Annotated in this window: 13 protein-coding genes; 5 read left to right on the top strand and 8 right to left on the bottom strand. The window is 70.1% G+C overall.

Annotated elements, in window-relative coordinates:
• Window positions 1-34: 34 nt before the first annotated feature.
• Window positions 35-700: a response regulator gene (locus tag H4696_RS41530; protein ID WP_086858601.1), complete on the bottom strand. Its 666-nt coding sequence runs from the start codon at window positions 698-700 to the stop codon at window positions 35-37.
• Between the two features lie 7 nt (window positions 701-707).
• Window positions 708-1772, bottom strand: a complete 1065-nt coding sequence (locus tag H4696_RS41535; protein ID WP_192782812.1) for a sensor histidine kinase — start codon at window positions 1770-1772, stop codon at window positions 708-710.
• Between the two features lie 80 nt (window positions 1773-1852).
• On the opposite strand from H4696_RS41535, the gene H4696_RS41540 reads away from it, so the two are divergent.
• Entirely contained in the window at window positions 1853-2296 is a 444-nt protein-coding gene (locus H4696_RS41540) for a DUF3761 domain-containing protein (RefSeq protein WP_086858085.1), read from the top strand.
• Window positions 2297-2382: 86 nt separating this feature from the next.
• Window positions 2383-3795, top strand: coding sequence for an MFS transporter (locus H4696_RS41545; protein WP_086858087.1), 1413 nt, complete (start codon window positions 2383-2385; stop codon window positions 3793-3795).
• Here H4696_RS41545 and H4696_RS41550 read toward each other — a convergent pair.
• The 4 genes from H4696_RS41550 to H4696_RS41565 are packed head-to-tail and all read right to left on the bottom strand — an operon-like array spanning window position 3792 to window position 8428.
• Complete coding sequence (locus H4696_RS41550; RefSeq protein ID WP_086858084.1) at window positions 3792-4598, bottom strand: SAM-dependent methyltransferase; 807 nt, start codon at window positions 4596-4598, stop codon at window positions 3792-3794. The two genes, H4696_RS41545 and H4696_RS41550, sit on opposite strands and share 4 nt — an antisense overlap.
• Before the next feature lie 14 nt (window positions 4599-4612).
• Window positions 4613-5449 (bottom strand): SAM-dependent methyltransferase, encoded by an 837-nt coding sequence (locus H4696_RS41555; protein ID WP_086858083.1) that lies wholly within the window; start codon window positions 5447-5449, stop codon window positions 4613-4615.
• Between the two features lie 34 nt (window positions 5450-5483).
• Entirely contained in the window at window positions 5484-7046 is a 1563-nt protein-coding gene (locus H4696_RS41560) for an acetolactate synthase large subunit (RefSeq protein ID WP_086858082.1), read from the bottom strand.
• The gene (locus tag H4696_RS41565) at window positions 7043-8428 is read right to left on the bottom strand and encodes an FAD-binding oxidoreductase (protein WP_086858081.1); all 1386 of its coding nucleotides are present in this window, start codon (window positions 8426-8428) and stop codon (window positions 7043-7045) included. Before H4696_RS41565 ends, H4696_RS41560 begins: the two co-directional genes overlap by 4 nt.
• Before the next feature lie 180 nt (window positions 8429-8608).
• Between H4696_RS41565 and H4696_RS41570 the strand changes: the two genes are divergently transcribed.
• Window positions 8609-9430 (top strand): aldo/keto reductase, encoded by an 822-nt coding sequence (locus H4696_RS41570; RefSeq protein ID WP_086858080.1) that lies wholly within the window; start codon window positions 8609-8611, stop codon window positions 9428-9430.
• Window positions 9431-9972: 542 nt separating this feature from the next.
• On the opposite strand, the gene H4696_RS41575 is transcribed toward H4696_RS41570, so the two are convergent.
• Together H4696_RS41575 and H4696_RS41580 are read right to left on the bottom strand one after the other, a co-directional pair.
• On the bottom strand, window positions 9973-10470 hold the full coding sequence (locus H4696_RS41575) for a DUF3830 family protein (protein ID WP_086858079.1): 498 nt from the start codon (window positions 10468-10470) through the stop codon (window positions 9973-9975).
• 2 nt (window positions 10471-10472) lie between these two features.
• The gene (locus H4696_RS41580) at window positions 10473-11729 is read right to left on the bottom strand and encodes an aspartate aminotransferase family protein (protein ID WP_086858078.1); all 1257 of its coding nucleotides are present in this window, start codon (window positions 11727-11729) and stop codon (window positions 10473-10475) included.
• A gap of 92 nt (window positions 11730-11821) precedes the next feature.
• Between H4696_RS41580 and H4696_RS41585 the strand changes: the two genes are divergently transcribed.
• Together H4696_RS41585 and H4696_RS41590 are read left to right on the top strand one after the other, a co-directional pair.
• Window positions 11822-13285, top strand: a complete 1464-nt coding sequence (locus tag H4696_RS41585) for an NAD-dependent succinate-semialdehyde dehydrogenase (RefSeq protein WP_086858077.1) — start codon at window positions 11822-11824, stop codon at window positions 13283-13285.
• Window positions 13282-14340, top strand: a complete 1059-nt coding sequence (locus H4696_RS41590; RefSeq protein WP_086858076.1) for a tartrate dehydrogenase — start codon at window positions 13282-13284, stop codon at window positions 14338-14340. Before H4696_RS41585 ends, H4696_RS41590 begins: the two co-directional genes overlap by 4 nt.
• The last annotated feature ends 17 nt before the right edge of the window (window positions 14341-14357 follow it).

Below are 14357 nucleotides of genomic sequence, written 5' to 3' on the forward strand. Positions count from 1 at the left end.
TAAGGTTCGTCCCGTACTCCCGGGGGAGTACGGCTCAGGGATTCACCCAGCGCGGCGTCACGGCGCCGGACTCGTAGGCGAGCACGACGAGCTGCGCCCGGTCGCGCGCGCCGGTCTTGGTCATGATGCGGCTGACGTGGGTCTTCGCCGTCGCCGGGCTGAGCGTGAGCTCGCGCGCGATTTCGTCGTTCGACAGGCCCGCCGCGACCAGGGACAGCACCTCGCGTTCGCGGTCGGTGAGCCGGTCCAGCGCCGGGGACGGTGCCGGGCGGGTGCCGCGCGAGGCGAACTCCGAGATCAGCCGCCGGGTGATCGACGGCGCCAGCAGCGCGTCGCCGCGGGCGACCACGCGCACCGCGTGGATCAGCTCCGCGGGCTCGGTGTCCTTGACCAGGAACCCGCTCGCGCCCGCGCGCAGGGCGCCGTAGACGTCTTCGTCGAAGTCGAACGTCGTAAGAATGACGACCTTACTGTGTACGGCGGGGTCTTCGAGGAGGTGCCGTGTCGCGGCCAGGCCGTCGAGCACCGGCATGCGGATGTCCATCAGCACGACGTCCGGGCGGTGGTCGTGCGCGGCCTGCAGCGCCTCGCGGCCGTCCGCGGCTTCGGCCACGACGGTGATGTCGTCCTCACCGTCCAAAATGGACCGGAAGCCGGCCCGCACCAGCCGCTGGTCGTCGACGAGCAGGACCCGGATCATCGGCCCATCATCGCACCGGCAGCCGCGCGCGCACCCGGTAACCGCCGCCTTCGCGCGGCGCGGCGGTCACCTCGCCGCCCAAGGCCCGGGCGCGTTCGGCCATTCCGCGGATCCCGTTGCCCGCCGGCGCGTCCCCGCCGCGGCCGTCGTCGTCGACCTGCACGGACAGCTCGTCGGCGTGGTACCCGAGCCGCACGACGACGGTCTTCGCGCCGGCGTGTTTGGCGACGTTGGTCAGCGCCTCCTGCACCACGCGGAACGCGGCGTGCTCGACGTCCGGCGGCAGGTCCCGGGCGACGCCGTCGATCTCGGTGCGCACGGTCAGCCCGGACGCCCCGACCGACTCGGCCAGCTCCGCGACCCGGTCCAGCGCGGGGCGGGCGGTCCGGAGCATGCCGAGCGTCGCGCGCAACTCCTGGAGTGCGGTCTTGCTGGCGTCTTTGATGGCTCCGAGGGCCTCTTCGGCCTGCGCGGGGTCCCGCCGGTGCAGCGCGGCGCCGGCCTGGACGTTGATCAGCGCGAGGTGGTGACCCAGGACGTCGTGCAGCTCGCGCGCGATCCGGAGCCGCTCGTCGGTGGCCCGCGCCCGGGCTTCGGCCTCCTTGGTCCGCTCGGCCTCGGACCGGTAGTGCGCGACGGCACCGCCCGCGACCAGCGCGACGAACCAGCCGGTCATGAGGAAGAACGCAAAGTTGTCGACGTGCCGCCCGGTCCGCGAGCTGATTTCCCCGACGGCGACGCCGGCCATCGCGGCGACGACGAGCAGCGCGGCTCCGCGGATCCGCCCGGCCGCGGCGGCGTTGAAGAGCGCGTACGCGAAGGCGAGGAGGACTAGCCCGTCCGGGTCGGTCAGCGGGTAGTAGAGGGCGCAGCTAACGAGCGTTAACCCGGCGACACTCAATGGGTACGTCCGGCGGAAGAACAGCGCGGCACAGCAGAGAACGGTGAGCACCCACCCGATCACGGCGTGGTGCGCGGGCTTGGCACCGTCGTTGAGGACGGCGAAGAGCGAGCCGACGAGCACGGCGACGGTGACCGCGAGCTCGGCCGCGTAGCGCCGCAACCAGGACATGCGCCGAGTTTAGGCGGCGTAACAAACGCTCTCGGGCCAGCGACTACGGCGGCATTGATTGCTGTTGCTAAGGAGTCGTCGTGAGCAAGAAACTGGGGTTGATACTGGCGGCCGGCCTGCTGGTCGCGGGCTGTGGCGCCGGCGCGGTGCCGCCGAGGGACACGGGGAAGATCGGGGTCCTCGACGCTCCGACGTCGACGTACCAGACGCCGGCGACCTCGGTCCCGGTCACGACCGAAGCGCCGGTGACCACTTCCGAAGCGGCCCCCGTCGCGACCGTGCCGACCACCCCGCAAGCGGCCGCGCCCAAGCCCAAGACCGCGCCGAGAACCACCACGCAGGCCGCGCCGAAGCCCGCCGAGTGCGGCGCCGACTACTACCGGAACTCCGACGGCAACTGCGTCCACCGGCCCAGCGACAACCCGTCCGGCGCGACGGCGCTCTGCAAAGACGGGACCTACAGCTACAGCCAGCACCGCTCCGGGACCTGCTCCGGACACGGCGGCGTCCGCACCTGGCTGTGACGAAACCGCCACTCGTACGGAAACCCGCCACCCCGTAGGTACAGTGCATTAAGTTGCATGATGCGTACTAACTACACACCGTGGGGGTGCTGGTGTCCCGTCCCGAGCGGTCCGGCCGCGCGATCGTCGTCGTGCTCGCTTCGTGCGGGCTCGTCGCGTCGTTCATGCAGACGCTGGTCGTGCCGCTGATCCCGGTCTTCCCGCGGCTGCTGAACGCCTCGCCGGCCGACGCGTCCTGGGTGGTCACGGTGACGCTGCTGGCCGCCGCCGTCATCACCCCGGTCAGCGGACGGCTCGGCGACCTCTACGGCAAGCGGCGGATGATCCTCGTCAGCCTCGCGCTGCTCATCGCCGGCTCGGTCGTGTCCGCGACGACGAGCGCGCTCGCGTTCCACATCATCGGGCGCGGGCTGCAGGGCTGCGCGATGGGCGTGATCCCGCTCGGCATCAGCATCATGCGCGACGAGCTCCCGCCCGAACGCGTCGGCGGCGCGATCTCGCTGATGAGCGCGACGCTCGGGGTCGGCGGCGCGATCGGGCTGCCGGTCGCGGCCATCGTCGCGGAGAACGCCGACTGGCACGTGCTGTTCTGGATGGCCGCCGGTCTCGGGCTCTTCTTCGCGCTGCTGATCGTCAAGTTCGTGCCGGAGTCGCCGCTGCGCACGCCCGCGCCGTTCGACTACTTCGGCGCCTTCGGGCTCGCCGCGGGCCTGGTCTGCCTGCTGCTGCCGGTGGTCAAGGGCGCCACGTGGGGCTGGACCAGCACGCCGACGCTGGGGTTCGCCGCGGCGGCCGTCGTCATCCTGCTGGCGTGGGGCACCTACCAGCTGCGCCGGCGCGACCCGCTGGTCGACCTGCGCGTGTCCGCGCGCCGCCCGGTGCTGTTCACGAACCTCGCGTCGATCATGGTCGGGTTCTCGATGTACGCCATGGCGTTGTCGTTCCCGCAGCTGCTGCAGGCGTCGTCGTCGACCGGGTACGGCCTGGGCCAGACGATGGTCGAGTCCGGACTGTCCCTGGCGCCGAACGGCCTCGTGATGATGCTGCTGTCGCCGGTTTCCGCGCGGCTCATCACCCGCTTCGGCCCGCGGCCGACGCTGATGACCGGCGCGCTGGTGATCGCCACCGGGTACGTCTTCGCGATCCTGCTGATGGGCAACGCCCTCGAGCTGATCACGGCGTCGGTGATCATCGGCGCCGGTGTCGGCATCGCGTACGCGGCGATGCCCGCACTGATCATGGGCTCGGTGCCGGTCACCGAAACGGCGTCGGCGAACGGCCTGAACTCCCTGATGCGCTCGGTCGGCACGGCGGTCTCCAGCGCGGTGATGGCGGCGATGCTGGCCCAGCTGACGATCACCGTCGGCGGGCTCCCGGTCCCGTCCCTGTTCGGCTTCCGGGCCACGTTCGCGGTGGCCGCGCTCGCCGCGCTGACCGGCGTGCTGCTCGCCGGGCTGGTGCCGAAGACGCGCACCGCGCCGGAGCTGGTCCCCGCCTAGTTCTTGCGCGCCACCAGCGCCAGCCCGCCGCACTCGGCCGGGTCGGCAGGCACGTCCGCGGGGTCGTCCGGCCGCCACTCGGGGATGAACACGACGCCCGGGTCGAGAATCTCGAAGCCGTCGACCAGCGCCCGCAACTCGTCGGCCGAGCGCGGGGTGACGGGGTTCGCGCTCTTCTGGTACATCGCCACGGCGCGGGCCGTGCCATCGCTCTGCTGCTCGTACGTCGCGGACGACAGCGCGAGGTAGCTGCCGGGCGCGAGCGCGTCGCGGTAGGCGGCGATCAGCCGGGCCGGGTCCCGTTCGTCCGGGATGAAGTGCACGAACAGCGCCATCACGACCATCACCGGCTGGTCCAGGTCCAGCATCATCTCGGTGATGTCATGTTCGAGGACGTCGTCGGGGAACTCGGCGTCGGCGTGCACCATCGCGGCGTTCTCGTTGTCCTCGAGGACGATCTCGCTGTGCGCGACGGCGACCGGTTCGTTGTCGACGTAGACGATCCGCGCGGTGGGGTCGACCGCGTGCGCCACCTCGTGCACGTGCCCGACGGTCGGCATGCCCGACCCGATGTCGAGGAACTGCCGGATGCCCTGGTCCATCCCGAACCGGATGACCCGGCGCAGCCACTGCCGGTTGAGCCGCGCCCGCTCCCGCGCGTTCGGCTGCACGGACAGCACCTGCTCGGCGAACATCCGGTCGACGGCGTAGTTCAGCTGGCCGCCGAGGATGTAGTCGTACACCCGCGCGGGGTTCGGCTTGTCGAGGTCGATACCCCGTCTGGCGTACTCGTCTTCGCTCACTGCGGCTCCTGTGATCAGGGTGTGCCGTGAGAATAGCCGGGCCGCGCCGCCTCGATCTTCCGCGCCACCAGCGCCAGCCCGCCCGAGCGCGCCGGCGGGTCCTCGAGCGGCTCGTCCGGGCGCCACTCCGGCGTGAACACCACGCCCGGCGGCAGGATCTCGAAGCCTTTCACGAGCGCGCTCAGCTCGTCGGAGGAGCGCAGCGTCAACGGCGTCCCGCTCTTCTCGTACAGCGAAACCGACTGCCGCGTCTCCTCGCCCTGCCCTTCCCACGTGCCCGAAGACAGCGCCAGGTAGCTGCCCGGCGCGAGCACCTCCGCGTAGCGGCCGATCAGGCTGGCCGGGTCGCGGGAGTCGGGGATGAAGTGCACGAACGCGGCCATGATGACCATCACCGGCTCGCCGAAGTCGAGCATCGCCTCGGTGGTCGGGTACTCGAGCACCTGTTCCGCGTACTCGGCGTCGGCCTGGACCATCACCGCGTTGTCGTTGTCCTCCAGGACGATCTCGCTGTGCGCGACGGCGATCGGCTCGTTGTCGACGTACACCACCCGCGACGCCGGGTCGACCGCCTGGACGACCTCGTGCACGTGCCCGACGGTCGGCATGCCCGACCCGATGTCGAGGAACTGCCGGATGCCCTGCTCCGCGCCGAACCGCGCGGCGCGGCGCAGCCACGCCCGGTTGGTCAGCGCCATGTGCCGCGCGTTCGGCAGCACCTCGAGGATCCGGTCGGCGAACATCCGGTCGACGGCGTAGTTGAGCTTCCCGCCGATCATGTAGTCGTACACGCGAGCCGCGTTCGGCCGCTCGAGGTCGATGCCCCGCCTCGCGTGTTCGTCTTCGCTCATCCGCCGCTCCCGGGCTCGGGGTGTGACGGGAGAATTACAGCAGTGGCGGCACCGCGGCGTCGATGAGGTGCGGACCGGGCTCGGCGAAGGCGCGCTGCAGCTGTTCGGCGAGCTCTTCGGCGGTGGTCGCCCGCGTCGCGGGAACACCCATGCCCTCCGCGATCTTCACGAAGTCCATGTCCGGACGCGAAAGGTCGAGCAGGTCGTTCGCCTTCGGTCCGCCCGACGCCGCGCCGACCCGCTGCAGCTCCAGCCGCAGGATCGCGTACGCGCGGTTGTTGAGCAGCACCGTCGTGACGTTCAGGTTCTCGCGCGCCTGCGTCCAGAGCGCCGAGATCGTGTACAACGCGCTGCCGTCCGATTGCAGGTTCAGGACGGGACGGTCCCGTCCCGCCACTGCCGCGCCGGTCGCGACCGGCATGCCGTAGCCGATCGCGCCGCCGGTGAGCGTCAGGACGTCGTGGCGCGGCGCACCCGCGGTCGCCGCCGGCAGCATCAGGCCGGACGTGTTGGCCTCGTCGGCGATGATCGCGTTCTCCGGCAGCAGCGCACCGATGACGTCGACCCAGTTCTGCGGAGTCAGCGGCCCGGTCGGCAGTGCGGGCCGGGACGGCTCCTGCAGCACCGGTTCGATGTCCGCGGCGACGAGTTCCGCGACTTCGTTCAGCGCGCGCGTGACGTCCTGGCCGACGGACGCGAGCGTGTGCACCTGCGCACTTTCCGGCGTAAGGTCGCTTGCCTTACCCGGGTAGGCGAAAAACGACACCGGCGCCTTCGTGCCCGCGACGACGAGGTGCTTGATCCCGTCGAGCTGGTACGCGACCTGTTCGGCGAGGTAGCCCAGACGCTCGATGTTCGGCAGGCCCGCACCGCGCTCCAGACGAGACGGGAACGTCTCGACGAAAGTCTTCGCTCCGGTCGCGGCGGCGATGCGGCTCGCCGCGCGCAGCCCCTCCTCGCGACACGCGCCACCGCCGATGAGCAGCGCGACCGGCTCGCCGGTGCCGAACACCGCGGCGACGTCCTTGACGGTCGTGGCGTCGACGGCCTGCGGCACGCGCGGCGGGATCGGCGCGCAGGTCTCGCCACCGTCACCCCACGAAGCGTCCGCGGGCAGGATCAGCGTCGCGACGCGGCCAGGCGCGTCCTGGGCCGCAGCGACCGCGGCGGCGGCGTCGGCCCCGACGTCCTTGGTGTGCTCCGAGCGCCGCACCCAGCCTTCCAGCGAGCCCGCGACGGCCTCGATGTCCGACTCCAGCGGGGCGTCGTACTGCTTGTGGTAGGTCGCGTGGTCGCCGACGACGTTGACGATCGGCGTGTGCGCGCGCCGCGCGTTGTGCAGGTTCGCCAGGCCGTTGCCCAGGCCCGGGCCGAGGTGCAGCAGCGTCGCGGCGGGCTTGTCCGCGATGCGCGCGTAGCCGTCGGCGGCACCGGTGACGACGCCTTCGAACAGCGCGAGCACGCCCCGCATCTCCGGGACGGTGTCGAGCGCTGCGACGAAGTGCATCTCCGACGTGCCGGGGTTCGCGAAGCACACCTCGACGCCGGCGTCGACCAGCGTGCGGATCAGGGACTGGGCGCCGTTCAGCTCACTCATGCTGTTCCTTCGGGGAAGAGAACGCCGGGGTTGAGGATCCCGGCGGGGTCGAAGCTCTGCTTGATCCGGCGCATCAGCTCGATCTTCGCCGGGTCTTCGAGTTCCTGGTGGTAGCTCGCCTTGGTGCGGCCGAGGCCGTGCTCGCCGGAGATCGCGCCGCCCAGCTCCATGGCGTACGCGAAGATGTCGGTTAACAGCTGCTTACGCTTGTCGGCGTCCTTGCAGAAGATCCCGAAGTGGACATTGCCGTCGCCGGCGTGGCCGCAGCCGAGCGCGCCCCCGCCCGCGGCCATCGCGAGCTCGCGCGACTTGGCGATGAACTCCGGCATCGCGGTCCGGGGCACGACGACGTCGATGATGTCGTCGGCGCCGGCCGCCTTCGCTGTCCAGAAGGCCTTCTCTCGCGCTTCGATCAGCTTCCGCGCGGCGGGGCCTTCGAGCACGTAGACGTCGGTCGCGCCGAGCTCGCCGAGCAGCTCTCCGACCGTCTCGACGTCCTCGTGCAGACGGTCGCCGTCCCGGTTCTCCAGCGCGACTACAAGGTAAGCCTCGCTGGTCTCGCGGATCTTGTCCGGGACGCCGAGCTCGAGCTTCTCGTTGTAGACGATGGCGGCCATCGTCAGGTTGTCGATGTACTCGAGGATGTGCGGCGCCAGCCCGCTGGAGAGGATCGCCGGTACGGCAGCCATCACCTGGGGGAGATTGCCGAACGGGGCGAGCACCGTGGCACCGTGGGACAGCCGCGGGTGCAGCTTGACGGTGATCTCGGTGGCCAGCGCGAGGGTGCCTTCGGAGCCGATGATCAGCTGCGTGAGGTCGTAGCCGGTGGAGATCTTCGACGTCTTGCCGCCGGTCCGGAGGATCTCGCCGGTGGGCAGGACGGCTTGCAGGCCCAGCACGTTGTTCCGGGTGACGCCGTACTTGACCGCGCGCATCCCGCCGGCGTTGGTCCCGACGTTCCCGCCGACGCTCGCGCTCAGTTCGCCGGGGTAGACGGTGTAGCTCAGGCCGGCTTCGGCGGTCTTGGCGTCGAGTTCGGCGAGCGTGACGCCGGGCTGCACGACGGCGACGTGGTTCCCGGTGTCGATCTCCAGGACGGCGTTCATGCGCTCGAACGAGATCAGCAGCCCGTCTTCGCGAGGCCGCGCGGCACCGGACAGGCCGCTCCCGGAGCCGCGCGCGGTCACGGGGATGTTGTGCTCCGAAGCCGCTTTCAGCAGCTCCGCGACTTCCTCGGCGGTTGCCGGCTTCGCGACGTACGCGGGCTTCTGCGGCTTCGCCGTCAGTGCCTCGTCGTGCGCGTAGTCCTCGGAGATCGCCTCGCCCGTGAGCAGGTTCTTGTCCCCGACGATCCCGGCCAGCTGTGCCGCCACGTCGCCCATCGAGAGTTTCTCCTCCGCGCCGTTGCTGTGGTTACCGCAGCGTAGTACGTACCGCCGGTACGCCGCTATGAAGGTTTTTCATGTTCGATGTGTGCTCGGTGATCGACTGGTTACAAGTGCCTGAATTTAGCTCAGGCTAAATCTCTGGTGGGTGACGCCGAGGGCGGCGAAGCTTCTCCCATGACCTCGACGTATACCTTCGAAGACGGCTTTTCCGTGCAGCGCCTCGGTTTCGGCGCCATGCGGCTCACCGAGTGGGAGCACGCACGCGACGGCGCCGAAGCGGTCGCCCGCCGCGCGGCCGAACTCGGCGTGACGTTCTTCGACACCGCCGACGCCTACGACCTGGGCCTGAACGAAGAGCTGCTCGCCCGCGCGCTGCACCCGTACCCGGGGCTGTTCGTGGCGACGAAGTGCGGGCACGCGCGTCCGAGCCGCGGTGAGTGGGTACCGCTCGGCCGGCCCGAATACCTGCGGCAGCAGGCCGAACTCTCGCTGCGGCGCCTGCGCGTCGAGCGCCTCGAGCTGCTGCAGCTGCACCGGCTCGACCCGCAGGTACCGCTCGCCGACCAGATCGGCGCGCTCGCCCGGCTGCGGGACGAGGGCAAGGTCGCCCGGATCGGCTTGTCGGAGGTGACGGTCGCGCAGCTGACCGAGGCGCGGGCCATCGCGCCGATCGCCAGCGTGCAGAACCGCTACAACCTGACCGACCGGGCGTCCGACGACGTCATGGAGTACTGCGAGCTCGAGGGGATCGCGTTCGTGCCGTGGCTGCCGATCGCGCGGGGTGACCACGCGACGGCCGGCGGGGTGCTCGGGAAGGTCGCGGCCGGGCTCGGCGCGACACCCGCCCAGGTGTCCCTCGCCTGGTTGCTGCGCCGTTCCCCGGTGGTGATCCCCATTCCCGGCACGTCGTCGATCGCGCACCTCGAAGAAAACTGCGGTGCCGCGGAAATCGAGCTTTCCGACGACGATTTCGCGAGGCTGGGCGAGCTGGCGTGAAAACGGCCCGGCCGCGGTTTCCCGCGGCCGGGCCGTCTGGTTCGGGCCTGGGTCAGACGAGCCAGCCGATGAGGTGCGCGAGGTGCGCCAGCGCGCCCGAGATGATGTCGTGGCAGTAGTGCGCGTGCTGGGCGAACGTCTGCATGGAATGGCTCCTTAGTGACTCAACAATGATTTCCCTGGAGATGCTCCGGTAAGAGCGGAGTCAGGTTTTCACCGTGCTGGCGAGCTGTCAAAGAGCCATTTTCGGACGTTCCCGGTATCGCGGAATCTTCCCATTCTAAACACGTAATCCCTTCGTGTTTGACGCCGGGGTGCTCATTTCGGCGGTCAGCCACTCTGGGTAGCAGGCGAGTCGATCATCACTGTCGGTGATTCCCGTCTTGATCCGGCATCCCGGGTATGCGGGTAGCTCGATCCGGTGATCACCGGCCACGAAAGGTGAGATCCCGACGATCACCCTTTCGGGTGGTGGCAAGCCGGAAAAAGGGGACGCCGGGCGCGGTGGTCCGCACCCGGCGTCCCCTTGGGGGAGAACGGAATCAGGCTCGCGCGAACGAGAGCGTCTCGCCCTCCACGCCCCGCAGCCATAGGTCCTGCGCGGCCGCCGCCATCTCGGCCAGGCCCTCCTCGATCGTGGCGAACACGTTGCCGGGCACCCAGCCCGCGTCGCCGTTGATCAGCAGGTTGTTGCGCCCGTAGAAGATCGCCAGGTCGGTCGCGCCCTGGTCGCTGTGCGCTTCGCTGTCGTCGTCGTAGCCGTACGCCGGGTTGCCGATCTCCCAGGCCTCGAACCCGAAGTAGACGACATCGCCGGGGATCGGCGTGATCGTCGGGTTCTCCCGCCCGGGCTTCGGCTCCGCGAACGGCGGCACGAGCGTGTAGACCTCGTTGCGCGCGTACTTCGCGTGGTAGGCCGAACCACTCTGCGGCAGCGCGTCCCATACCGCTTTGCACGTCCGCGGTGCCTCGTCGTCGAGCAGCCGGGCCCGGCAGGACACCCCGCGCTTGTCGAGGGTGATCGTGATGTACCGGGCCATGCTCAGCTCCCCGTGACGGACGCGACGACCTCGCCCCAGATGCGCAGCGCGTCGTCGACCTGTTCGGCGTTGACGACGAGCGGCGGCACCATGCGGACGACGTTCATGTACGGCCCGCAGGTGAGCAGCAGCAGGCCGTTCTTCGACGCGGTCTGCTGCGCGGCCGCCGCCGTCGCCGCGTCGGGTTCGCCGTCCGCGGTGGTGAACTCCGAGCCGACCAGCAGCCCGAGCCCGCGCACCTCGCCGATCGCCGGCGTCTTGTCCGCGATCACCCGCGCCCCTTCGAGCAGCTGCCGTCCGCGCTCGGCGGCGTTCTCCACCAGGTTCTCCTGCTGGATGACCTCGAGCGTCGCGATCGCGGCCGCGCACGAGACGGCGTTGCCGCCGTACGTGCCGCCCTGCGAACCCGGGAACGCCTTCGCCATCAGCTCCTGCGAAGCGGCGATGCCGGACAGCGGGAAGCCGCTCGCCAGTCCCTTCGCGATGAGCACGATGTCGGGGGAGACGCCGAAGTGGTCGTGGCCCCAGAACTTGCCGGTGCGGCCGAAGCCGGTCTGGATCTCGTCGACGACGAGCAGGATGCCGTGCCGGTCGGCGCGCTCGCGCAGACCCGCCATGAACTCGGTGTTCGCCGGGACGTACCCGCCCTCGCCGAGCACCGGCTCGACGAAGATCGCGGCGGTCTCGTTGGGCGCGCTGACCGTCTGGAACAGGAAGTCCAGCTCGCGCAGCGCGAACTTCGTCGCGGTCTGCTCGTCCCAGCCGTAGTGATAGGCGTAGGGGAACGGCGCGACGTGCACGCCCGCCATCAGCGGGCCGATGCCGGCGCTGAACCGCGTCCCGGACGTCGTCATCGACGCCGCCGCGACCGTCCGGCCGTGGAAGCCGCCCTGCATGACGATGACGTTCGGGCGCTTCGTCGCCTGCCGCGCGAGCCGCAACGCCGCTTCGACGGCTTCGCTGCCCGAGTTCGCGTAGAAGAGCGAGTCCAGCCCCTCCGGCAGGACGTCGCCGAGGCGCTTGGTGAGCTCGAGCAGGGGCTGGTGCATCACCGTCGTGTACTGCCCGTGGACGAGCTTGCCGATCTGCTCCTGCGCCGCGCGCACGACGTGCGGGTGGCAGTGCCCGGTGCTCGTGACGCCGATGCCGGCGGTGAAGTCGAGGTGGCGTTTGCCGTCGACGTCGTAGAGGTAAACCCCTTCACCGTGGTCGACCACGACGGGCGTTGCCTGCTTGAGCAGCGGAGATAGCTGGGCCATGGCAGCGTGCTCCTAGGTCGGTTGAGCGGGTTGTCGATTGTTGACAATATCCATAGCATGGCCCTCGGGACAACACGTGAGGAGCAGTCGGGATGAGCGCGAGCACCGAATCCGGCGTCGTCGACGCGGTCGGCAAGGAACTGTTCATCGGCGGCAAGTGGGTCGCCGCCGAGTCCGGGAAGACCTTCCCGGTGGTCGACCCGGCCACCGGCAAGGAGCTGTGCCAGGTCGCCGACGCCTCCCCGGCGGACGGCCTCGCCGCGCTGGACGCCGCCGTCGCCGCGCAATCGGACTTCGCGAAGATGGCGCCGCGGGAGCGCGGTGAGATCCTGCGCCGGGCGTACGAGCTGCTGATGAAGCGCCAGGAGGAGCTGGCGCTGCTCATGACGCTCGAGATGGGCAAGCCGCTCGCCGAGTCGAAGGGCGAGATCGCCTACGCCGCGGAGTTCTTCCGCTGGTTCGCCGAAGAGGCCGTCCGCATCGACGGCGGCTTCGCGACCGCCCCGAACGGCGTGGGCCGGTTCCTCATCACGAAGCAGCCGGTCGGCCCGACGCTGCTGATCACGCCGTGGAACTTCCCGATGGCGATGGGCACGCGCAAGATCGGCCCGGCGATCGCCGCGGGCTGCACGTCGGTGATCAAGCCCGCCGCGCAGACGCCGCTGTCGATGCTCGCGCTGGCCGGCATCCTCGCCGAAGCCGGGCTGCCCGAAGGCGTGCTCAACGTCATCACGACCAGCGACTCCGGCGGCGTGATGGAGCCGCTGATCCGCGACGGACGCGCCCGCAAGCTCTCGTTCACCGGCTCCACCGGCGTCGGCCGCAAGCTGCTGGAGCAGTGCGCCGACAAGATCCTCCGCACGTCGATGGAGCTGGGCGGCAACGCGCCGTTCCTGGTCTTCGACGACGCCGACATGGACGCGGCCATCGACGGCGCGATGCAGGCGAAGATGCGCAACATCGGCGAGGCGTGCACCGCGGCGAACCGGTTCTACGTGCAGCGCGGCGTCGTCGAGGAGTTCTCGCGGCGGCTGACCGAGCGCATGCAGGCGCTGCCGATGGGGCGCGGCACCGAGAAGGACGTCGTGGTCGGCCCGCTGATCGACGACAAGGCCGTCGACAAGGTCACGGAGCTGGTCAAGGACGCCACGGACCGCGGTGCGCGCGTGCTCACCGGCGGTGCCGGCGTCGACGGGCCCGGCCACTTCTACCAGGCCACGGTGCTCACCGACGTCCCGCAGGACGCGCGGCTGACGCACGAGGAGATCTTCGGGCCGGTCGCGCCGATCACCCCGTTCGACACCGAGGAAGAGGCGGTGGCGAAGGCGAACGACACCGAATTCGGGCTCGTCTCCTACGTCTTCACCAGCGACCTCAAGCGCGCGCTGCGCGTGTCCGAGGCCCTCGAAGCCGGCATGATCGGGCTCAACCAGGGCATCGTGTCGAACCCGGCGGCGCCGTTCGGCGGGATCAAGGCGTCCGGCCTCGGCCGCGAGGGCGGCACGGTCGGCATCGAGGAGTTCCTGGAGACCAAGTACATCGCGGTGGCCCTGTGACGACCTACCGCTTGGCGAGCATCCCCGGTGACGGGATCGGTGTCGACGTCACGGTCGAGGCCCGCAAGGTCCTCGACCGGGCGGCCGCCCGCTTCGGCTTTTCCTTGGAGTGGAACGAATTCGACTGGAGTTGCGAAAGGTACGCGCAACTCGGCGCGATGATGCCGGAAGACGGTGTCGCGCAGCTTTCGGCGTACGACGGGATCCTGCTCGGCGCGGTCGGCTTTCCCGGGGTGCCGGACCACGTTTCGCTGTGGGGCCTGCTGATCCCGCTGCGGCGCGCGTTCCAGCAGTACGTCAACCTGCGCCCGGTGCGGCTGCTCCCGGGCACGACGTCCGTGCTGGCCGGGCGGAAGGCCGAGGAGCTGGAGCTGGTCATCGTCCGCGAGAATTCCGAAGGCGAGTACTCCGCGATCGGCGGGCGGCACAACGCCGGGCGGCCGGACGAGTTCGTCGTGCAGGAATCGGTGTTCACGCGCGTCGGCGTCGAACGGATCATCCGGTACGCCTTCGAGCTGGCGCGTACGCGGTCTTCGCGCGTTTGCTCGGCGACGAAGTCCAACGGCCTGATCCACTCGATGCCGTTCTGGGACGAGATCTTCGCCGAGGTCGCCGCCGATTTCCCGGATGTCCACAGTGAACAGATGCACGTGGATGCACTGGCCGCGCGGATGGTTCAGGCGCCGGACCGGCTCGACGTCGTGGTGGCGTCGAACCTCTTCGGCGACATCCTGAGCGACCTGGCGGCCGCGATCACGGGTGGTCTCGGCATGGCGCCGTCCGGCAACATCAACCCATCGGGTGAATCCCCGTCGATGTTCGAGGCGGTCCACGGGAGCGCTCCGGACATCGCCGGACAGGGGATCGCGAACCCCGTGGCGCAGATCCTGGCGGCCGCGATGCTGGTCGAACACCTGGGCGAAACCGTTGCCGCACAAGCGATCCGCGCCGCCGTGGACCGCGTCCTCGACGAGGGCCGCGTGCGCACCCCCGACCTCGGCGGCACGGATACCACAGAACGGCTCGGCACGGCGGTGGCCGAAGCACTGGGCTGAGTTTTTGTCGGTGCCCT

Source organism: Amycolatopsis lexingtonensis (assembly GCF_014873755.1).
GTDB classification, from domain to species: Bacteria; Actinomycetota; Actinomycetes; order Mycobacteriales; family Pseudonocardiaceae; genus Amycolatopsis; species Amycolatopsis lexingtonensis.